The organism is Tunturibacter psychrotolerans (assembly GCF_040359615.1).
Classification (GTDB): domain Bacteria; phylum Acidobacteriota; class Terriglobia; order Terriglobales; family Acidobacteriaceae; genus Edaphobacter; species Edaphobacter psychrotolerans.
The window spans coordinates 4,910,325-4,932,474 of the sequence record NZ_CP132942.1 but is presented as its reverse complement, the minus strand read 5'-3'; the positions used below and the strand labels follow the sequence as shown (position 1 = coordinate 4,932,474).

12 protein-coding genes, 2 tRNA genes and 2 rRNA genes are annotated in these 22,150 nt (G+C 56.5%); 8 read left to right on the top strand and 8 right to left on the bottom strand.

Annotated features, from left to right (window positions below):
- Positions 1-11: 11 nt before the first annotated feature.
- Positions 12-953, bottom strand: coding sequence for a branched-chain amino acid transaminase (locus RBB77_RS20850; protein WP_353063628.1), 942 nt, complete (start codon positions 951-953; stop codon positions 12-14).
- Positions 954-1,017: 64 nt separating this feature from the next.
- Here RBB77_RS20850 and RBB77_RS20845 point away from each other — a divergent pair, with 64 nt between their 5' ends.
- Positions 1,018-1,695: a MarC family protein gene (locus RBB77_RS20845; protein ID WP_353063627.1), complete on the top strand. Its 678-nt coding sequence runs from the start codon at positions 1,018-1,020 to the stop codon at positions 1,693-1,695.
- 148 nt (positions 1,696-1,843) lie between these two features.
- Positions 1,844-3,241 carry an ergothioneine biosynthesis protein EgtB gene (egtB, locus tag RBB77_RS20840; protein ID WP_353063626.1) on the top strand — a complete coding sequence of 466 codons (1,398 nt, stop codon included), beginning with the start codon at positions 1,844-1,846 and terminating at the stop codon, positions 3,239-3,241.
- A gap of 97 nt (positions 3,242-3,338) precedes the next feature.
- Here the strand turns inward: egtB and RBB77_RS20835 are convergent, their stop codons facing one another.
- Complete coding sequence (locus tag RBB77_RS20835) at positions 3,339-4,874, bottom strand: glycoside hydrolase family 1 protein (RefSeq protein WP_353063625.1); 1,536 nt, start codon at positions 4,872-4,874, stop codon at positions 3,339-3,341.
- Between the two features lie 75 nt (positions 4,875-4,949).
- Between RBB77_RS20835 and RBB77_RS20830 the strand changes: the two genes are divergently transcribed.
- Entirely contained in the window at positions 4,950-5,129 is a 180-nt protein-coding gene (locus RBB77_RS20830) for a DUF5522 domain-containing protein (RefSeq protein ID WP_353063624.1), read from the top strand.
- Between the two features lie 15 nt (positions 5,130-5,144).
- Here RBB77_RS20830 and RBB77_RS20825 read toward each other — a convergent pair whose 3' ends face one another.
- The 5 genes from RBB77_RS20825 to RBB77_RS20805 form a co-directional block, all read right to left on the bottom strand.
- Entirely contained in the window at positions 5,145-6,053 is a 909-nt protein-coding gene (locus RBB77_RS20825) for a tetratricopeptide repeat protein (RefSeq protein ID WP_353063623.1), read from the bottom strand.
- Positions 6,054-6,184: 131 nt separating this feature from the next.
- On the bottom strand, positions 6,185-7,333 hold the full coding sequence (locus RBB77_RS20820) for an acyltransferase family protein (protein WP_353063622.1): 1,149 nt from the start codon (positions 7,331-7,333) through the stop codon (positions 6,185-6,187).
- 70 nt (positions 7,334-7,403) lie between these two features.
- Positions 7,404-9,614, bottom strand: a complete 2,211-nt coding sequence (locus RBB77_RS20815; protein ID WP_353063621.1) for a VWA domain-containing protein — start codon at positions 9,612-9,614, stop codon at positions 7,404-7,406.
- A gap of 11 nt (positions 9,615-9,625) precedes the next feature.
- Positions 9,626-13,186, bottom strand: a complete 3,561-nt coding sequence (locus RBB77_RS20810; RefSeq protein ID WP_353063620.1) for a TonB-dependent receptor — start codon at positions 13,184-13,186, stop codon at positions 9,626-9,628.
- 9 nt (positions 13,187-13,195) lie between these two features.
- Positions 13,196-14,038: a hypothetical protein gene (locus RBB77_RS20805; RefSeq protein WP_353063619.1), complete on the bottom strand. Its 843-nt coding sequence runs from the start codon at positions 14,036-14,038 to the stop codon at positions 13,196-13,198.
- A 155-nt stretch (positions 14,039-14,193) separates the two neighbouring features.
- Here RBB77_RS20805 and RBB77_RS20800 point away from each other — a divergent pair, with 155 nt between their 5' ends.
- The gene (locus RBB77_RS20800) at positions 14,194-14,925 is read left to right on the top strand and encodes a VIT1/CCC1 transporter family protein (RefSeq protein ID WP_353063618.1); all 732 of its coding nucleotides are present in this window, start codon (positions 14,194-14,196) and stop codon (positions 14,923-14,925) included.
- A gap of 388 nt (positions 14,926-15,313) precedes the next feature.
- Here the strand turns inward: RBB77_RS20800 and RBB77_RS20795 are convergent, their stop codons facing one another.
- On the bottom strand, positions 15,314-15,859 hold the full coding sequence (locus tag RBB77_RS20795; protein ID WP_353063617.1) for a DUF4337 domain-containing protein: 546 nt from the start codon (positions 15,857-15,859) through the stop codon (positions 15,314-15,316).
- Positions 15,860-16,792: 933 nt separating this feature from the next.
- Between RBB77_RS20795 and RBB77_RS20790 the strand changes: the two genes are divergently transcribed.
- From RBB77_RS20790 to RBB77_RS20775, 4 genes are all read left to right on the top strand, one after another.
- Positions 16,793-18,292 (top strand): 16S ribosomal RNA (locus tag RBB77_RS20790).
- Positions 18,293-18,614: 322 nt separating this feature from the next.
- Positions 18,615-18,691 (top strand) — tRNA-Ile (locus tag RBB77_RS20785).
- 35 nt (positions 18,692-18,726) lie between these two features.
- Positions 18,727-18,802 (top strand) — tRNA-Ala (locus RBB77_RS20780).
- A 389-nt stretch (positions 18,803-19,191) separates the two neighbouring features.
- A 23S ribosomal RNA gene (locus tag RBB77_RS20775) occupies positions 19,192-22,142 on the top strand.
- The 16S and 23S rRNA genes sit together here with 2 tRNA genes alongside, the layout of an rRNA operon.
- The last annotated feature ends 8 nt before the right edge of the window (positions 22,143-22,150 follow it).

Below are 22,150 nucleotides of genomic sequence, written 5' to 3'. Positions count from 1 at the left end.
AACGCGGTTACTTATACGCCGACAGGCTCTGCCACCTTCACATTGACTGGAGTCAGCCAGTTGTAGCGGTCGGGAAGCGTGCCATGCACGATGCCGAAGAACTCATCGTGCAATGCTTTTGTGATCGGGCCCATTGTGCCGTCGCCAACAAGAATGCGATCGACAGAACGAAGATGCGTCACTTCAGCAGCCGTACCGGTGAAGAAAGCCTCGTCGCAGATGTAGAGCATCTCGCGGGGGAGAGCCTGCTCGACGACTTCAATGCCGAGCTGCTTCGCCAGCGTAAGAACCGAGCTGCGCGTGATTCCGTTGAGCACCGAGTTTGCCAGCGGTGTGGTGTAGAGAACGCCACCGCGCACCAGGAACAGGTTCTCACCCGAGCCTTCAGAGAGGTAGCCGTTCGTATCAAGGCCAATCCCCTCGGAGTAGCCGTTGATCTCGGCTTCCATGCGAATCAGCTGCGAGTTCATGTAGTTCGCGCCCGCCTTGGCAAGCGCCGGCATTGTGTTCGGCGCTAACCGGCTCCAGCTCGAGACACAGACATCCGCGCCAGATGTGCCGGGAACATACTTGCCCCACGGATAGTTGGCGACATAGACCTCAACCGGCGACCGCAGCGGATTAACGCCGAGCTCCCCATACCCACGAAACGCGATCGGCCGAATGTAGCAAGGAGCGACGCCATTGGCCTCCACAACATCGATCACCGCGGTCGAAAGTTGCTCAACGGTGTAGGGAAGCGGCATCCGGTAGATCTTGGCCGAATCGACCAGTCGCGCCATGTGCTCCGGCAGGCGGAAGATGCCGGCAGCGTTCGGCTGCGCGTAGCAGCGAATGCCCTCGAAGACGGACGAGCCGTAGTGAACGACGTGGGACATGACGTGGATCTGGGCTTTGTCCCAAGGAATCAGGTTCCCGTTGTGCCAGATGTTCGTGGTGGTCTGTATGGGCATTCGTACGCTCCTAAGCGTTGAAGGACCATTATAACGGCTGCCCGGCATGGGAGAATAGAGAGTGATGTTCAATCCACATGCCGTCAGTCTCAGAGGGCTGGAGCATTCGGCGTACGTTCAGTTTTCTGTTCTCGCGCTCAGCTCCATCTTCTTTCTCGTCGATCCGTTCGCTGCTCTGCCCACCTTTCTCGCGGTGACCGCAGGGGCAGATGCGCCGCGTCGACGAAAGATGGCGTGGAAGGCTTCCATTACCGCGCTGGTCGTGCTCAGCGCATTCGCCGTCGCGGGGCAGTACATCTTCAAAATGTTTGGCATCACGCTGCCAGCCTTTGAGATCGCGGGCGGCGTCATCCTCCTGCTCATCGGCCTGGATATGCTCGAAGCCAAACGATCGCCCACGCAGGAGTCGACCGAGGAGACCACCGAAGCCGCACAGAAAGAGGATGCTGGCATAGTTCCGCTCGGAATCCCAATGCTGGCCGGGCCCGGATCGATCACCAGCGTCATGGTACTGGTCGGTCAGGCTCAGACCCGCTGGCAGATGGTGGCGATCCTGGTTTCGATCTTCATTACCGCAGCAATTTGTTATCTCGTGCTCGGAAACTCCGACCGCGTCGCTCGCGGTCTGGGAGAGACCGGTGTCAGAATTCTCGTCCGCATCATGGGTTTGCTGCTGGTGGCGCTCGCAGTGCAATATTTTGTGAACGGCATGGTCGATCTCGGTGTCATCAACAAACCTTAGCCGTCAAAGCCCTGGAACGGCTTTGAGCCGCTTCTAGCGAGCGTTTAAGCATCAATCAGGCCTCAACCCCGGTAACCTTTTCGGCAACTTCGCATTCTAACAAAGCATCAAAACTTTGTTCGCCATCTCTTCACCAAGCGAGAAGAACATGTCCCAGATCGTAGAAGCTACCCCCGCAGCAACTTCGCTCCTCGCCCGCTACAAGGCTGTTCGCCATGCGACCACGCATCTTTGTCGTCCGTTATCACCTGAAGACATGATGGTTCAGTCCTGTCCAGAAGCCAGTCCGGTGAAGTGGCATCTCGCCCACACTAGCTGGTTCTTCGAGACCTTCGTTCTCCGCGAGTTTGCCGCTGGCTACCAGCCCTACCATCCCGACTTCCACTGGCTCTTCAACAGCTACTACAACTCGCTAGGCGAGATGCCCGACAAAAAACTCCGCGCATCTTTCTCCCGTCCTCCGCTCGACGCTATCCTCGCCTACCGCACTCACGTCGACGCTGCAATGACAGCTCTGATGCAGCATCCGCTAGAAGATGAAGCTGCCCGCCGGATCGCTCTCGGCCTCGAGCACGAGCAGCAGCATCAGGAACTCATCGCCACCGACATCAAGCATGCTCTCTTCACCAACCCGCTGCATCCCGCGTACGTCCAGTCGTCTGCAAAGGAAAAGGTCGATGCCATCGCGCCGCCTCTCGACTGGATCGACTACGCCGGCGGCCTCACCGAGATCGGTTTCACTCCAGATCTTGCAGACCCCATCCAATCCGTCTCCTCCTTCGCCTTCGACAATGAGACCCCCCGCCATCGTGTCTACCTCGGGCCCTACCGCCTCGCCACGCGCTTGATCACCTGCGCCGAGTACCTCGCCTTCATTGACCAGAACGGCTACAACCGTCCCGAGCTCTGGCTCTCCGAGGGTTGGACCACCAACCGCGCCGAAGGCTGGCAAGCGCCCCTGTACTGGCGTCGCGATGAAGCCACCAACTCCGGATGGTCGATCTACACCATGCACGGATTCCGCTCGCTCGACGACCTCAGCGAGACCCCTGTCTGTCACCTCAGCTTCTTCGAGGCTGACGCCTATGCTCGCTGGGCCGGCCACCGTCTCCCCACCGAATTCGAATGGGAACACGCCGCCAGCCAACTCGGGCTCCAGCGCAAAGAAGTCGACTTGCAGCCCGCGCTCCTGACGTATTCGCCGCAGACCTCGCCGCAGACGACACCCCCCACCGTCCAGGGCAATCTCATCGAAACCGGCAACCTCCATCCAACCCCAGCCTCAGCACTCCCCGGACTGCAGCAGATCTTTGGCGACGTGTGGGAGTGGACTGCCAGTGGCTATACCGGCTACCCCGGCTACAAGCCTCTTCCCGGCGCGCTCGGCGAATACAACGGCAAATTCATGTCCTCGCAGGTCATCCTTCGTGGAGGTTCTTGCGTCACGCCGGCCACCCACATCCGCGCCACCTATCGCAACTTCTTCTCGCCCTCAACCCGCTGGCAGTTTTCAGGTCTCCGTCTTGCCCAGGACGCGCCTAAGTAAACCCAACACCAACGAAAGTTTCGAATGAAAAGAAAGTCCTCCACGACTCACACTCGCTGGAGGCTTTCCTCTTTTACGAACACTCTGCGAAACTCCTTCACGTAAGCCGATTCGAAGCCGCCACCCGTCCATACCAAAGTCCGGAATCCTTCACGATTCGCCTCTGATCGCGAAAATCTACGTACGTCAGTCCATACCGTTGCGTATATCCGTCGGCCCATTCAAAGTTATCGACCAGGCTCCACGCATGATACGCACGAACATTCGCTCCATCCGCAATCGCTCGCGCCAATTCCGCGAGTATCCCCCGATGAAACGCAATCCTGCGCACATCAGGCACGCGCCCACTGTTGTCAGGCCCATCCAGATAGCAGCAGCCGTTCTCGCTGATCTCAATAATCGGATGGTCGTATTCCCTAGAGATCTGTGTCACCAGGTCATAGATGCCCCGCGGCCATATCTCCAGCCCCGCCTCAGTCAGCGGCCCCTCCGTCGGCATCTCCACATGCATCTGCGTCAGCGGATCCCGACCCGACGACCCACCCTCGCCCTCGGTCTCCGTGCCAAAGTGTCCTCCGGCAGCCTGAGCGCCGTCACTGGCATTCGAGACAATCCGCCGCGTGTAGTAATGAAACCCAACCCAATCCAGCGGCACTTTCATTATCTTGTCATCGCCGTCCTTGTATCCCATCGCCTCATAGGGCGTCGCTCCAACAAACGCTTTCGGATACTCCCCGCGCATCGCCGGGTTCAGGAAATAGAGATTATTCATCGCGTGATACCGCGCCGTCGCCGCTCGATCCGCCTTGCTGTCCGTCTTCGGATAAGCCGGCGCCATCCCATAGGCGCTCCCCACGGTAGCCTTCGCAGACGCTGCCTTGATTGCCCGAAACGCCTCGCCCTGCGCCAGGTTCACCGTATGGGCAGCCTTCAGAAACTGATTGAAGTCAGCCTTGCACGGAGGAAAAACTCCAACACCGTACCCATAGTAGGTAAACGTCCACGGCATATTGAAGGGCGCCCAGGTCGTGATCCGATCACCCAGATGCTTTGCCAGAATCCCCGCGAAGTCTGCATAGTACGACGCCAGATCGCGATTCGGCCATCCACCGCGATCCTCCAACGCCTGCGGCAGATCCCAGTGATAGATCGTGCAGAACGGACGAATCCCCGCCTCCATCAACGTATCCACCAGCCGGCTGTAATGATCGATACCCTTCTGATTTATCGCCCCTGTTCCACTCGGCTGCACACGCGCCCACGACGTCGAAAACCGATAGCTCTTCTGATTCAGCCGCTTCAAAATCGCGATATCGTCTTTATATAAATGATATTGGTCGCACGTCACATCGGCGGTCGCGCCACCCTTCACCTTCCCGACCGTGTGCGCGAAGCGGTCCCAGTTGGATTCGCCCTTTCCATCGATGTTCCAAGCCCCTTCCACCTGGTACGCCGCCGAAGCCATCCCCCACAAAAAACCTTCCGGAAACCGCGCGGCTTCAACTTCGGCCTCTGTCACGGCTCCCGGAACGCTCTCCTGAAACGCCTCCGCACCCGCTGTCCTTGTTGCACCTGCAAGCAGCGCGGCACCTCCCGCAGCCAGGGAACTCCTAAGGAAATTTCTACGATTCATCCCAGACCCTCGTTAGAAAACAGTCCCGCAGCGCACCGCCTGCGGATCTCAGACTGGACTAGGATTATCCCAGCAATGCAGGATCCCATCAAACCCGTCGTCGCCCCACCAACCCCACCGCCCGAAGACACCCCTCCAGAGCTCCTGCCCGAAGACTTCTATTACGAAGGCCCATACCTCGTATTCACCTCCATCTACCATCGAAAGCGCGGCTACTGCTGCAACTCAGATTGCCGTCACTGCCCTTACAAATAGTCCAGTTCACGCAACTTAGTCATGGGCCTGTGGCAGTGGAGGCACTCCGCCGGTCCGCGCGTCGGCAACCGAGGTCTTCGAGTTCCGCAAAGCCGTCGCGGTCCGAACCAGGGTGATCACGCGCGGGTCTTTGCGATACTTTGCCAGTACCTCATCCGAACCCATCGATCCCAGCACATCAAACCCGCCCTCACTCGAGAGCGTCAGGTAGCGAAGCATATTTTCTTCGTCGCCCCGATGAGCATAGAGCCGGGCTATCTCGAAACAATAATGCGCATGGTCCGCCGGCGAGAGCATGTGGGCCTCTACGCCGCTCGCATCGTGATGTTGCATCATGTCCGGATCAAGCGTCAGCGCAATATCAAACTGCTGCCGCGCCCTCTCGAAGTTCTTTTCTTCGAAGTACGCGGTTCCAAGGTTCGAGTGATAGATCGCCGATTTCTTGTCCAGCTTGATCGCCTTGCCGTAATCGGAAATAGCGTTTCCATAGCGCCCATCCACGTACTCGGCCGCACCAAGGTTGTTCCATCCCTGTGCGTTCTTCTTCTGCAGACGAACCACCTGCAGGAAATAAGTCCGCGCAAGCGCGATGTTTCTCAGTTCAAGTTCCGTCACGCCCATACGAATCAGAAGCTCTTGTTGCGGACCACCGCGTTGCATCGCGTAGCCGTAGTAAACCAGGGCATCTTCCGGAAAACGCCGGGCACGTAGTACATCGGCCGCAACCTCCAGCTTTTGCCAAGTGGCGGTCTGTGGATTAGGAAGGTGTGGCTCGATTGTGAACCAGTCTGCGCTTTGGTGTCGCAGGTCGCGGTCAGCGTTGGGAGTGGCGGGCGTCGCAAGCTTCTGCGAGGACATTGGAGAGTTTGAAAACACCAGACCAAGTAAGGGGAGGAGGATAGTAGAGCGAAGAATCGGTCTCATAAGAGGACCTCTCGGACTTCGCCATCATCATCGGCCCCTTATTTAACCCCTGTCAATAGCCACCTTGCCATGGTTTCATAGGACCACCGGAGCCGATTCCAACGAATGGTTTCAAATGCTTAGCCCTCTCCTCAGATCGTCACCTCGGCCGGAGCAGCGCCGCTACCCCCAACCGGAACCAGGGGAGTAGCGTAACGGGGGTGCAGCAGCCGTCGTAGCGGCTTCTCAATGAACAGGAACACCAAAATAGAAGCAAGGATCGACAGGACAACGCACGCCACGGTCACCGCGAAGAGGTGTTTCGAGTGGGCGAATTGGAGAGAGTTCCCAATGAACGATCCATGGATCAGATACAGGCTGTAGCTTGCTTCTCCAAGCAGAATCAAGGGCTTGGCGGCAAGGAAGCGGCTCCACGCGGGCTGCGTTGCAAATCCGAAGATCAGCAGCGCGAACGCGGGGGCGAACGCGCCTGAGTGCATCATCGCGAAGGGTATCCATCGCTGCAGCCCGATCCCAAGCAGCAGCAGCCCGCCTCCCAGCGCAATCGGCCAGTTGCGGCTCCGCGTCGGAAGGCGCAGGAAAGCAAGCCCCGTGGCCACCCCAAGCAAAAACTCAGGCAGGCGAACCAGAGGATTGAGCTTTACCACGCCAAGCCAGAACAGCTGATTGTCGTCTATCCCTGGGTGGGCCACTCCGTCAGGACGCAGTAGCACATAGGAGCCCGTGATCAGTAGGCTGGCCAGCCAGAAGCCCACCATCGTCAGCCGCAGGCGAGGCCACGCCAGCGCGTCCATCCGACGAATAGCAAACGGAAAGACGAGATAGAAAAAGGCCTCGGCCGAGAGACTCCAACCGACAGGGTTCCACGTGAGCAGAAGCTTTGGGAACCACGCCTCGAGAAGAAGCGGATTCGCGGTAAGGGCAAGAAAAGTCACGTGCGCCTGCTTGGTCATCGGCCAGAACATCATCAAAACCGGGATCGTCAACAACAGGGAGAACAGATACGCGGGATAGATCCGCGCAAATCGAGCCTGCCAGAAGCGCCGCTTCTGAATCTGCCGTCCCGAATAAACATAGACCAGGATGAATCCGGAGAGGACGAAAAAGAAGCTGACCCCGACATATCCCAGCAGAGCGAAAGCGAGATATACCTTCGGCCCGCCGCGGTTCAACCCTATCGCATAGACGTGAAAGAGCACGACCCACAGTGCGGCAAAGAAGCGCAGAGAGGTAAGTGCTGGGATGTCTGGTCGACGCGCGGCTGCTGTCTCAGACGGCATGCAAAGGTCCTCGTACCGGGCCCAATGCGGATACCACATGCTAGGCAGTCATCGAGCGAACGTCAACTCACTATTGTGATATCGCGGGCGTCGCCGCCGTCGCAGGAGCCACCACCGGCGTGGCCCCCGCCCACACATTCATCGCCATCCGGGGAAAGCTGAAACTCCCGCCAGCATCGTCGATCACGTTCACCTGGCATACATAAGATCCCGGCTTCAGCTGTGTCAGCGGCACATCGAACTGAAACGCTACAGCTCCACGTTCCGGAATATTGACCACCTTCGCCTCAACTAGTGGTGTTTCATACACTTTCACACCGCCAATCAGAAACTCAATGCTGGTCAGCACCCGCACTGGTCCGCCCTCACGTCGCGTCAACCCAGGAGAACTCGCTGGCTCCGCCGCACCCTTATCCCTCGTAGGGTCGTACACCTCATACAGGAAGTAGAGATGCTGATCCTGCCGAAACACATGCGGCACGTTCGGAATCCATTCCACTCCATCCCGCACCAGGGGGCTCGTCGTCTTCTTCGCCGTATTCGGTACCCGCTGGCTCGACAGCACAATCGAGCTCAGCTTCAGCGGACTCTTCTTCAAATCCGGCACCTGCAGATCAGTCTCGAAGCTACCCATCGCCCCCGTCTGGTTCTCCCGCACCACAAACTTCAGATGGTATCTCCCAGGAGCCAGCGTGAATCCCGTCGAATACTGAATCTTCTTCTGCTGAACCTGCTGGGCCGCATCGAGCGCCAGCTTCACCGTGTCGCGAACATTGCCGACGATGATCCCTTCAGCGTTCTTCACCTGGCCAATGATGTCGATATTTGCCTTATCCCGGTCGCCGTTCTTCACAATATGAATCTGCGATCCCGGAATAATCAGCGACACCGGAACAAAGAACTTGTTATCCCCCATCCGGAAGTACAGCGCTTGCAAATAGATCGCGACATCGGTCGCCGGAAGATCGCTTCGCAGCTCCTCTATCAAAACCTGCTCCCGATCTTCTGTCTTCTGGTGCTGAAAGTCTGCCGGAGCGTAGTATCCAGGCCGATATTCCAGCTTCACGTCCTTCACGTCGCTGCGATTCAGCCGGACCGTCAGATGCCGAAAGCTTCCATCACGCGCCGTGTTGGTCGAGCGGAACCCAACGATGTAATAAGCCTCAGTGTCATGCTGCACCTGCTGAAATGCCGGAGCGAAATCATTTGAATCAAAGAAAGCCTTGCCACCTGTATCAGAGGAGAGCGTTGCCAAGGTCTCCTGCGAACCGAAGTTCGCATCCAACTGACTTTGCATCGCGCCCCCGCTATAGGCCGCTGTTCCACGTAGGCTTCCAGTCGATGCGTTGCCCACCGGCGGCAGAGCTTCCAGCCCCCGCGAATCGACGCTGTAGATCGCCATGTTGGCCTTCACCGCTTCATTCGTCGCCGCACGCATACTCGCCTGGTTCTCGATACCCTGACGCGTCAATCCGCCGCTGAAGTACAACAGGCTCTTCCGCTGGTCCACTCTCTCCAGACTCTTCGCAATCGTCCGTATCGCATAAAGTTCGCGATCCGTGTTCAGCGCGTTGTACTCGCTGTCGTCCGAGGTAAAGCTCGAAGCATCATCCGCCGTTCCGCCCGAATTCCCCCCTTCATTTCCATTCGCAAACCCGGTGCCTTCCGTTCCGTTGTACTTGCCGAGCCCTCGCAATAGCGCCTTTTTATCCGACGTAAAGTCCTGATCCATCGTCAGCCCGGTGGACATACTCACCAGCGCCACAAGGTCTGCCGGCTGCATCTTCTTATTCACATAGTCCTGCGCGGATTCCACCGCACGGTCGATATCCTCTGGCTGCATGCTGCTCAGGTCGAAGAACATCACAATCAATCGGTGATCCCGCAGCGTAGCCGGATTCGCCGCAAACTCCCCATTCACCAGATCCGCAATCGTAGCCTTCCCGATGACGGTCGACTTCTCCCGCAACACCGCCGCTTCATCGACATTCTGATAGTCGAAGCTCTCAATCTTCTGCGGCTTCCCATTCTCCAAAATCGTAAAGTCGGTCGCCTTCAGCCCCTTCACCACTTCACCCGTCTTCTTGTCCCGAACCACCACGTTGGTCAGCACGATGTCGCTCTGCACCTTCAGCGTGAAGCCTCCCGACTGATCCGGCTGCTGCGCCCAGCCATCGCCCAGAGGCATGCCCGCAACCACACCCACCAGCATCGCGACCATAGCTCGACGCCAACTGAAATTCACCGCCTGTCGCAGGCTCATAGCCAGTCGCAAACTCATCGTCCCGCTCCTCAAAACCGGTACCGCGCGAGAACCGTCAGCCGCCGCATCGCCGCTGCCGAGGTCACCTGCCCAAACGTCTGCGAGTTCAAAGTCGTATCGATCCCCGAATACTGAACCGTATTGAACACATTTGTCGCCGTCACCCTCATCTCAAACGACCGCGTCTCCCCAAGCGCAACCGTTCGCGACAGGGAAGCATCCGCCACAGCGATTCCTGGCCCCTCAATCGACCCACGCGACGCCGTCCCGTATCCATTCGGAGCCGCAAACGCCGCCGTATTGAACCAGTCCAGAATCGTCCCCTGCCCTGAAATCGGCTGCGAAAACACCCTGTCCGGCCGCAGCGTATTGTTGGTTCCCGTTGCCGTCTCCGCCACCGTCGAAACATAGTGCGGCGTAAAGTAAGTCCCCGAAGCAAACGTAAAATCCCCCGACAGCGAAAACCCGTCCAGCGCCTTCGACCAGAATCCACCCTTCGTCAGGAAAGCCCGATTGGGCCCAAACGGCAGCTCCAGTACCCAGTTTCCCGTCACCTGGTGCCGCACGTCGAACGAGCTGTTGCCCTCCTCCGCATTCAAATCCATATCATTCTGCGCCGGCACAGCAGCGGTCCCCCCAATGGAGGAAGCGTTATCGATCGAGTGTCCATAGTGATACGTCGCCTGCAGCGAAACTCCCTTCTGCAGCCGCTTCCGCACATTCACGCTCAACTGCTGAAACCGCGAAAATCCGAGCGAATCCTCATAATTGAACGGCTGCGCCCCCGGATTCAGCACCCCCGTCGCCGTCCGATTCGGCGCCCTCACAATATCCAGCTCCCCACCCTTCGCTCCGTTGTACCCAATGTTCGCCACGATCCCGAGCGGAAACGTCCGCTGAATATCAAGGTTCCAAACCTGCACATGTCCCAGTCTGTAGTCCAAATTCGCTGCATAGTTGTTCTGCACCGGCGTCGTCGAGCAGCCAAATCCATTCGCCAGCGTCAGCGTCGTCGGCGAGCATCCAGTCTGCCCCACCACGTTCGTTTGCGTCAGCGCAAACGGCACCTGCGACGACAGATTCCTCGCCAGCGTCGCATACTGCCCCGTATTGAAGTTGATCCCATAGCCCCCGCGCACCACCGTATCTTTGAAGATCTTCAACTTCGGCCGATACGCAAAACCCACGCGCGGCGAGTACATATTCCTATCCGGATTCACCAGCGACCGCACCGTCCCCGCCCCGCACGACCCCGCAATCGCCACCGGACACACCGGTATCACCACCGAAAAATCCGCATTATGATCCAGATTCACCAGCCGATTATCCTTCTCCACGTAAGGCGAAAAATACTCATACCGCAGTCCATAGTTCAACGTCAGGTTCGCCAGTACGCGCCAGTCATCCTGCGCATACCAATCAAAAACATTCGCTCGCAGATACGTCTTCGCCGTCGCTGCCTGTATCGCCGACTGCTGCGGCAACCCTAGTAGAAAATCCGCCAGCCCATACCCGCTGGCCGACAAAACCGGACAAGTCACCGTCGACGAAGGCGTACAGCTGCTCGCCGGATTCTGCGTCGCATATCCCGTAAACGTAAAGGACCCCACTACATTTGTTCCGCCCACCGAATCCGCATGCACCCGCCGGATATCCAGCCCATAGCGCATACTGTGTTTCTTGTATCTGTAACTCACAAAGTCCGAGAACGAAATCGTCTGATTCACCACATCGCTCGGCAGGGCTTGCGTCAGCCCCGTGAAGTTCGAAATAGCCACACTCGGCAACCCGTTATAGATCCCCGGATTCCCGCCAATCACCGGCTTCGGAACACTGATGCCCGTCCCATCGAGCGGATCGGTCCCATCCGTAAAATAATTCCGCGCCATACTGTGCGACCGGTTCCAGTTGATCGAAGCATTATTGGTCAGCTTCCCATATCCAATCGTGTAGCCCGCCGTCACGCCATACCCATCCGTCTCGGTCGCGCCACCAAGCGGCAAAAAGATATTCCGATTATCCGCAGCCGAATGCGAGTAGCTCCCATTGAAGTTGATATTCTGCCGCAGCGTCGCGGGCCCGCTGCCTTGCTGCTGCCTGCGTCCGCCGCCAACGCTATTGTTCTGCCCAAAGTTCCTTACATACCGCAGCGCCGCCGTCGTTGAATTACTCCCTGCAGTCGTAATCGTCTGGTAGTTGTACCCCTGCCGTCCCGTCGCCGGAATATTCGGCCCGGGATAAAAGTTCAGCAGCGCCGCAGCCTGCGGAGACACAGGCAAGCGGTTATTCGCAAACGGCTGCCCCGTCGTAGGGTCATACAGCGTCACTGGAGTCGTCACGCCGCCCACTGTCTGCGTGAGGCCAGAAAAATCTCCACCACGCTCCGCCAGAGTAGGCACCGTGCCATACAGATTCGAAGGCGTAGTATTCCGCTGTCCCGTGACGTTGAGGAAGACGAATTGTTTCGTGCTCGCCTTCACCACGCCCGGTATAAACGGAGACCCCGTGAAGCTCACTCCAAACCTGTTCGTGCTGTAATCCGGCTTCACCACGGGAGCACCCGTCAACGAAAAGTTCGTAGCATCCAGCGCGCCGTTTCCTCCCTGGTAAAAGATCGCTCCATGCGGCTGTGTAGGATTGAACCCTCGAAATCCGCCTCCTCCTCCACCACCGCCACGCCCGCCCCCACCACCGCCTCCGCCCCCAAACCCTCGTCCACCACCACCGCCACCGCCGAATCCTCCGCCACCAGCCAAACCGCCCAACATCCCCGCCACTGAATTCGCAATATCGCCAACCGCGCCGCCCTGTCGTTGCGCCTGTGCAATCGCATCCTGGATTCGCTCCCGCACGTCATCCTCGCTGAATCCCGCAAGTCCGTTCGTCTGCCCCACCGCGCCATTCACCGTCACCGAATCGCTCGCCGCCGCCTCGCCTCCTCCAAGCCCGGACAGCGTCGGCACCTGCGCCCCCGCAGTCCCTCCTCCACCCGCCGTCGCATCCGCCGACCCCGACGTATCTCCAGTGACGCTCAACGCCTGCAACCCACGCGCAACTCCAGCGCTCGTCGCCGCAGCCTGACGCTCCTCCTGCTGCTGCACCCTCGAGGCCAGTTGCAATCCAAACTCCGCCACTTGCGCCGGTTTCCCGCCGTTCTGTCCAGCCGCGTTAATCAAAACCTCTTTTGTATCGGCCGTAAACGCCGCCAGCTCCGCCTTCACCACATAACGGCCATTGCGCGGAACCGTCACCGCAAAGGCACCGTTCACATCGGTCGTCGTCGCGTACTTCTTGCCGGTCAGCGTATTGCTCGCAGTCACTGCAACTCCAGGCAACGGTACCGCTCCCGCCTTCACTATCCCCGAAATCGTCCCACCGCTCGGTTCACTCGTAGCAGGCGTCGTAGCAACCGCAGCAGGTGTCGTGGCAGTCGTAGCAGGTGTTCCAGACGCATTCTGCGCATCTGCCGGTGGTTGAACCGGCGGCACAGCTTGACCCCACACGCTACCCGTCAGCACCAGGCCCACTACCATACCTTGAATCAGTCCCTGCACCTTTACCTCGCCTCGCTTCATCAACCAAGAACACATGATTCTCATCTATTGAGGCGCCGTAGCAGTCTTCGCTGGAGCAGCCGCCCCACTCGGAGCTGCCGCAGATCCGCCGCCCTCAAGCTCCCGTCGTCGTCGCCGCGTCGAAGGATCTGACACACCTAACTCCGTCGGAACGAACGTTCCATTCTTCAGTGCCCCTCGTCCAGCCACAGCGTCTCCAACCTTCACATCCGCAAGCGTAATACTCTCTCCACCAGAGCTGTTCCCACTTCCTGCTGCATTGCCTGAAGCCGCTCCACCACTACCACTCCCTCTTCCGCCACCCGACCCCAACTCAGTCACGCCCGCACCACTCGCAAGCATCGACATCCCGCGCCCGCCGCGTTTGAACGACGTCTGCTCATCCACCTCAATCACCTGGCTCACACCGTCAGGCCGCAGCACCGTGATCTTCAGCGCATCCATATCGATCGCCGTCACGCGCCCCGTGATGAAGACCTTGCCCATCCCTTCGCGCGCCTTCTTCACCTGCTCCGCATCCATCACGCCGATAAAGACTGCATGCACTGTCTTCGTCGCAGGGTCCAGCACTCCCATCGCTCCCACGCCATCTCCCGCCTTGATATCGACCATCTTCGCCGGCTGCCTGTCTTTAGTCACACGCGTGTTCGCCGAGACCGCCACCTGGTACACCTCGCCCGCCTCCGTCTTCACCGTCAGATGATCGGCACTCGCGGTCGTCACTGTGCCGCGCACCATCTGCCCACCCGCAAAAGCCGGCCCTTCCCGTTCGTCATCGCCCTGCTGAGCATGCACCGGCAAAGGCAATACTGCCATCGCCATCAGTAGCAACTTCGCTCCCGAACGCCACATCCACTGCTGTCTCATCCCGCACCATCCGAGTTGCTTTTATCCGAGTCTCGTGCTCATACAGACGGTCTGCCAACGCGAAAGACTCCCCGGCATCCGCAAAAACCTCCGTCAGACCGATCGCAACGCACATCGCTTGTCTTCCTTCGCAAACCCTGCACTAAACTACGGGAATGCATGAGGTAGCACACTCACCCCACACCCACGGCCCCCACATCGAAGGCCACTTCGAATCTACGGAAGTCGTTCGCGATATCGTCATCGGCCTCTCCGACGGACTCACCGTTCCCTTCGCACTCGCCGCAGGTCTCTCCGGTGCCGTTGCCTCTTCGCACATCGTCGTCCTCGCTGGTCTTGCAGAGATCGCCGCCGGCTCCATCGCCATGGGCCTCGGTGGTTATCTCGCCGCTCGCGGCGATGCCGAACACTACGTCTCCGAGCGTCATCGCGAAGAGCGCGAGATCATCGAACGCACTCGCGACGAAGAAGAAGAGATCTACGAGATCTTCGAACAGTACTCAGTCAGTCGCGCCAGCGCAGAGCCCGTGCTCGCAGCACTCAAACAAAACCCCACCGCGTGGGTCGACTTCATGATGCGCTTCGAACTAGGCCTCGAAGAACCCGCCGCAAACCGCGCTCATCGCTCCGCCCTCACCATCGCGATCTCCTACATCGCTGGCGGCCTCATACCTCTACTCCCGTACATGCTCGTAGCCGACAACCTCACCGCTCTCAAACTCTCCGTCGTCATCACGCTGCTTGCGCTCGCTATCTTCGGCGCACTCAAAGGCAAGCTCGTCGGAACCGGCTGGCTACGCAGCGCACTCCAGACCGTCCTCATCGGAGGAGCCGCAGCCGCAGTAGCCTATACGCTCGCCAACCTTCTAAACACCCATTCAAGATGATCGAAACACGGCCGTTTGGGCCCTCCGCTTCACGCTCATGCCCACGAAAATGCGTTTGCGAACACACGCTGGAGTTGAAAATCCAAAACCCGACCCCCCAAAAGCCCTCACACGCCTGTCAAGCCCACAAATCCCGTAAACCTCTCTGGAACAACGACATCCACGTGGCGTATAAGTTGCCGCCGCTCCGTTATAATGAAAACAGAACAAGACAAAGCCCCGACCATCTCGGGGCTTTAACGTTTGGAGCCTGTAAGTCCTTTAGGGAGACGAATTTGCCTCTAACCCATCTGGAATGACAAATTTGCATCCTGTGGAAATCGTAAAGCTCTGAATACAAGAGGCTTACAGTGGACAACCGGGGGGTGGGTACCCCTCATAGAACGTCCTAACGAACCAGCAGCGCCGAACACGCGACGACGATACCGGCCGCGCCGAGGGTAAGCCCAAGCAGGAAGTAGTGTCGCCTTCGCGTAAAAAGCGTAATGGAGCAAAGCACCACTGCGATCTGCAACAACGCCTCGCCAAGATCGTAACGAGAAGCCTTGGCCTCAGCTTTGGTCACCTCAGCCTCGAACTCACCAGCCTTCGCCTGCTCCTCCACGAGATCTTCCTTCCACTTCTCAACGTGAGCTTCATACTCCTTCCGCTTCGACTCCAGCAGGGAAGAGTTCACGGTGGGCTCTATCGCAAGAAGGTCCAGCGTCACCGATAAGTTATCCATGCGAATCTTCTTCGCCTGGTACTCGTTCCACTGATCACCCGCACGCGACTGCATCAGCACAGCCTCAGTGTGAGTGCGATGTCCAAGCACAGTGACCATCGCAACCAGTACGGCAAGTATCGAGATGCCGAGCGAGATACTCTTCAGCGACTCTTCCCCACCGGACTCCCGCATCTGATTGGCAAACTCTGAAACTTCGTTAGCTTCCATAGTGGAACGATTCTAGACCGTCCCACCGGATTGTCAGCAGCCAAACCATCACCGAGGCCACTATTCAAACAATGTCAAAATAGTCGGAACTTTTATCACCCCGTCTTTACTGGTCGAAAGCGACTTTTCGACAGGAAACCTAGATTATTCACAGCCTTGAGCTTGCACAGAGGCTCCGTCGCTGATAATCTCAGGAAGTCGCAAAGAGGCATACGGCAAGAAACGAAGTGGAAAGCATCAAGCTTGCACGGAAACAAAAAGCACGATACTCTAGGTGAGAAGTAAAGCTACACTGCTTCGCACCTTGGCTCTGGCAACACGGGAGCGAGTAACAAGGGAAGACGGAGCGCAGTCCAAGCGTTTGATATCGGTTCAGAGCCTAATGGCCTACCGGCAATCCAAACCCAAGCCACTGCAGTTGATTCAAGATTTATCAGGAGCTAAGTGCTCCGCGCTCATTTTGAGCGTCACGATGTTTTGATATTTTGTGCTGAGTGAATGATTGTCGACTTTCTTTGAAGTCTTCAGGCGGAAATAGAGCTTGAAGAAAACAAAAATAAAAGTTGACAAGCGAGATGAGAGTTGATAATCTCGAAAAGTTCGCTAAAACGTCAAGCGCTGCTGAAGCGCTCCTCGAAGAGCTGAAATAAGGCCAACAGAGAGAGTCAAAAGTAAGTAGCAAATACAGACGACAACAGCGCATCAAGTTCGAGGACACGAATATGGCTTATGCCGATTCAGTCCTTGATCCAAAGCTGCCCGCTTAGGTGGATGCAGTTAGGATCTTTGACAACATAGTTGAACGTGCCAGTCGTGAGATGATACGAAATTTGGTTTAGTCATTCTCACTAGTTATATCCTTCGCTCCTTTCGAGCGAGCGAGGGCGCTCGATCCATCCCGACCCCTGTCGTTGGATGGCGAGCAAACCAAGATTAAACGAGAGTTTGATCCTGGCTCAGAATCAACGCTGGCGGCGTGCCTAACACATGCAAGTCGCACGAGAAAGGGGCTTCGGCTCTGAGTAAAGTGGCGCACGGGTGAGTAACACGTGACTAATCTACCCTCGAGTGGGGAATAACTGAGAGAAATCTTAGCTAATACCGCATAACACTTACGAGTCAAAGCAGTAATGCGCTTGGGGAGGAGGTCGCGGCCGATTAGCTAGTTGGCGGGGTAATGGCCCACCAAGGCGATGATCGGTATCCGGCCTGAGAGGGCGCACGGACACACTGGAACTGAAACACGGTCCAGACTCCTACGGGAGGCAGCAGTGGGGAATTTTGCGCAATGGGGGAAACCCTGACGCAGCAACGCCGCGTGGAGGATGAAATATCTTGGTATGTAAACTCCTTTCGATGGGGAAGATTATGACGGTACCCATAGAAGAAGCCCCGGCTAACTTCGTGCCAGCAGCCGCGGTAATACGAGGGGGGCAAGCGTTGTTCGGATTTATTGGGCGTAAAGGGTGCGTAGGCGGTTTGATAAGTCTGATGTGAAATCTATGGGCTCAACCCATAGTCTGCATTAGAAACTGTCGGGCTTGAGTATGGGAGAGGTGAGTGGAATTTCCGGTGTAGCGGTGAAATGCGTAGATATCGGAAGGAACACCTGTGGCGAAAGCGGCTCACTGGACCATAACTGACGCTGATGCACGAAAGCTAGGGGAGCAAACAGGATTAGATACCCTGGTAGTCCTAGCCCTAAACGATGATTGCTTGGTGTGGCAGGTACCCAATCCTGCCGTGCCGAAGCTAACGCGATAAGCAATCCGCCTGGGGAGTACGGTCGCAAGGCTGAAACTCAAAGGAATTGACGGGGGCCCGCACAAGCGGTGGAGCATGTGGTTTAATTCGACGCAACGCGAAGAACCTTACCTGGGCTCGAAATGTAGTGGAATCCGGCAGAAACGTCGGCGTCTAGCAATAGACCGCTATATAGGTGCTGCATGGCTGTCGTCAGCTCGTGTCGTGAGATGTTGGGTTAAGTCCCGCAACGAGCGCAACCCTTATCTTCAGTTGCTACCATTTAGTTGAGCACTCTGACGAAACCGCCTCGGATAACGGGGAGGAAGGTGGGGATGACGTCAAGTCCTCATGGCCTTTATGTCCAGGGCTACACACGTGCTACAATGGCCGGTACAAACCGCTGCAAACCCGCGAGGGGGAGCTAATCGGAAAAAGCCGGCCTCAGTTCGGATTGGAGTCTGCAACTCGACTCCATGAAGCTGGAATCGCTAGTAATCGTGGATCAGCATGCCACGGTGAATACGTTCCCGGGCCTTGTACACACCGCCCGTCACATCACGAAAGTGGGTTGCACTAGAAGTCGGTGCGCTAACCGCAAGGGAGCAGCCGCCCAAGGTGTAATTCATGATTGGGGTGAAGTCGTAACAAGGTAGCCGTAGGAGAACCTGCGGCTGGATCACCTCCTTTCTAAGAGAGAACGTCTTGGCACACTTCAGCGTCCTGCGATTGCAGGCAGCCTGGTTTTGCGATCAGGTTGAGCTTGATAGTGATGTTGCCAAGTACCATTTGCATGCGCTTCGGTGACTGCAGATGAGCCTGAACTAAACCTTCTCTTTTTCGATATCTTGTCAACACCGATGGTCAATAGCGGCGTAGCTGCTATGCACGTTCAACTGTGTCCTCGAAACCTTTCGAGAGAGCTCGATTCTTGATTCTTCGGAGTCAACAACAGAGCAGCCTGCGCATCAGGCTCCTTGCTGATAAGCTGGAAGTCTGGTGCTGTAGAGTCGGGCCTGTAGCTCAGTTGGTTAGAGCGCACCCCTGATAAGGGTGAGGTCGGTAGTTCGAATCTACCCAGGCCCACCACCTTTATCCCGACGGTTAGTTATGCTAACCATCAAGGGGCTGTAGCTCAGTTGGGAGAGCACCTGCTTTGCAAGCAGGGGGTCAACGGTTCGATCCCGTTCAGCTCCACCATGACTTCTCGATTGGCATGTTCGACATGTAAAGCAAGCGATGTCTGCTTGAGGTTGAGTCTCTGCACTGCGGAGATTGAACCTTGAGCAGGAATGCTCAAGCCGCCCGAGGGCGCGAAGTGATGAAGCAGCAATGCGAATCGCTCCATGATTTTTGACAACTGAATAGATTGGGTAAATATAACTACAAGGCTGAGCAGCTAGCTTTCAGGTTGTTTCTGATTGCGACGCTGTCGTCAGTATTGAGTGTCTTTAGAATAATTTTCGTGTTACCGACCTGATTCTCGCAAGTTGAGATGAAGGTTGTACGACACAGGCGTGGACTATATCAAACGTAGATAGCTCTAGGTTGCAGAGGTTGTCACTCTGCTGCGTGCGAGTAAATTCTATGGTCAAGCTACTAAGGGCGCACGGTGGATGCCTTGGCAGAAACAGGCGATGAAGGACGCGGCAAGCTGCGATAAGCTTCGGGGAGCGGCACACACGCGTTGATCCGGAGATTTCCGAATGGGGAAACCCACCCAGGTAAAACCTGGGTATGTCCAACTGAATTCATAGGTTGGAACAGGCGAACGGAGGGAAGTGAACCATCTCAGTACCTCCAGGAGGAGAAAGAAACCTCGATTCCGATAGTAGTGGCGAGCGAAATCGGAACAGCCCAAACCCGTACTATTTCGGTAGTTCGGGGGTTGTAGGGCCTGCAAAAGTAGAGTTACCAATCTGGTTGCTAGTCGAATCTTCTGGAAAGGAGATCCAAAGAGGGTGACAGACCCGTAGACGAAAGCGATCCAGACTCGAAGCAGGTACCTGAGTAAGGCGGGGCACGAGAAACCCTGCTTGAATCCACGGGGACCATCCCGTAAGGCTAAATACTCGTTTCTGACCGATAGTGAACCAGTACCGTGAGGGAAAGGCGAAAAGCACCCCATTGAGGGGAGTGAAAAGTACCTGAAACCGTGTGCCTACAAGCAGTGGGAGGACTATGCCCGTAAGGGAATGTCTGACCGCGTGCCTATTGCATAATGAGCCGGCTAGTTATTCTTGTCAGCAAGGTTAAGCGTGAGCGAGCCGCAGCGAAAGCGAGTCTGAATAGGGCGATAAGTTGGCAGGAATAGACGCGAAGCGGGATGATCTACCCTTGGCCAGGTTGAAGGTGAGGTAACACTCACTGGAGGACCGAACCGGTGTTTGTTGAAAAAAGCTCGGATGAGCTGAGGGTAGGGGTGAAAGGCTAATCAAATTCCGTTATAGCTCGTTCTCTCCGAAATAGCTTTAGGGCTAGCCTCGGGTGATTTGGATCGGTGGTAGAGACATGGATAGACTAGGGGGCTTTCCGGCTTACTGAATCTAATCAAACTTCGAATGCCGATCACAACCAGCCCGGGAGTCAGACTGTGGGGGCTAAGCTTCACAGTCGAGAGGAAAACAGTCCAGACCGCCTGCTAAGGTCCCAAAATTACAGTTAAGTGGGAAAGGAAGTCGGAACGCTCAGACAGCCAGGAGGTTGGCTTAGAAGCAGCCATCCTTTAAAGAAAGCGTAATAGCTCACTGGTCAAGCGGTCCGGTGCCGACAATACAACGGGGCTAAAACTGTATACCGAAGCAGCGGATGCACACCATTAGGTGTGCGTGGTAGGAGAGCATTCTGTCGTGGATGAAGCGCAACTGGGAAGATGCGTGGACATTACAGAAGAGACCCTGCCGGCATAAGTAGCGATAATGAAGGTGAGAACCCTTCACGCCGAAAGTCTAAGGTTTCCTGAGGAAGGTTAATCCGCTCAGGGTTAGGCGGTCCCTAAGCTGAGGCCGAAAGGCGTAAGCGATGGAAATCCGGTTAATATTCCGGACCTCCCAGTTTTTCGTTATCACGATGGGGTGACGCATAAGGATAGGCAGGACATTATATGGCTATGGTGTTCGATACGCGTAAGCTGGATTCTCTAGGCAAATCCGGAGAGTCTTAACAGTGAGGCGTAAAGCAGTAAGCCGAATGGCTGAAAGCTGCTGATTTCATGGTGCCAAGAAAAACCTCTAAGGAGAGAAATTGGGAACCGTACCACAAACCGACACAGGTAGACGAGGAGAATATCCAAAGGCGCTCGAGTGAAAGCTTGTTAAGGAACTCGGCAAATTAGACCCGTAACTTCGGGAGAAGGGTCGCCCTTCAGGGTGCAAGCCCAGAGGGGCCGCAGTGAAACGCGAACGGCGACTGTTTAACAAAAACACAGGTCTCTGCAAAGTCAAAAACGACGTATAGGGGCTGACTCCTGCCCGGTGCCGGAAGGTTAAAGGGAGAGGTTAGGGCGCAAGCTCGAAGCTTTGAACTGAAGCCCCGGTGAACGGCGGCCGTAACTATAACGGTCCTAAGGTAGCGAAATTCCTTGTCGGGTAAGTTCCGACCTGCACGAATGGAGTAACGATCGTTCGACTGTCTTAACGAGTTGCTCGGCGAACTTGTAGTACCGGTGAAGATGCCGGTTACCCGCAGCTAGACGAAAAGACCCCGTGCACCTTTACTATACTTTTACTATGAGTTACGGCCACTGCTGCGCAGGATAGGTGGGAGGCTTTGATACCGGACTTTTGGGTTCGGTGGAGCCAACGGTGAGATACCACCCTGCGGTTGTTGTGATTCTAACCTGCTCCCGTAATCCGGGAGAGGGACATAGTAAGACGGGTAGTTTGACTGGGGCGGTCGCCTCCTAAATTGTAACGGAGGCGCGCGAAGCTACACTCAGGTCGTTTGGAAATCGACCGTCGAGTGCAAAGGCATAAGTGTGGTTAACTGCGAGACCTACAAGTCGAGCAGATGCGAAAGCAGGCCTTAGTGATCCGGTGGTTCTGTATGGAAGGGCCATCGCTCAACGGATAAAAGGTACGCCGGGGATAACAGGCTGATCGAAGCCAAGAGTTCATATCGACGCTTCGGTTTGGCACCTCGATGTCGGCTCATCACATCCTGGAGCTGTAGAAGGTTCCAAGGGTTCGGCTGTTCGCCGATTAAAGTGGTACGTGAGCTGGGTTCAGAACGTCGCGAGACAGTTCGGTCTCTATCTGCTGTGGGCGTAGGAGATTTGAAGAGGGCTGTCCTTAGTACGAGAGGACCGGGATGGACGAACCTCTTGTGTTCCAGTTGTCCTGCCAAGGGCACGGCTGGGTAGCGAAGTTCGGTTGTGATAACCGCTGAATGCATATAAGCGGGAAGCACGCTCTAAGATGAGATCTCCCAACCCAAAAGGGAAATGAAGGGCCCTAGAAGACCACTAGGTTGATAGGCTGGAGGTTGAAGTGCAGTAATGCATGTAGCTTACCAGTACTAATCGCCCGTTCGGCTTGTCCATAGAATTTA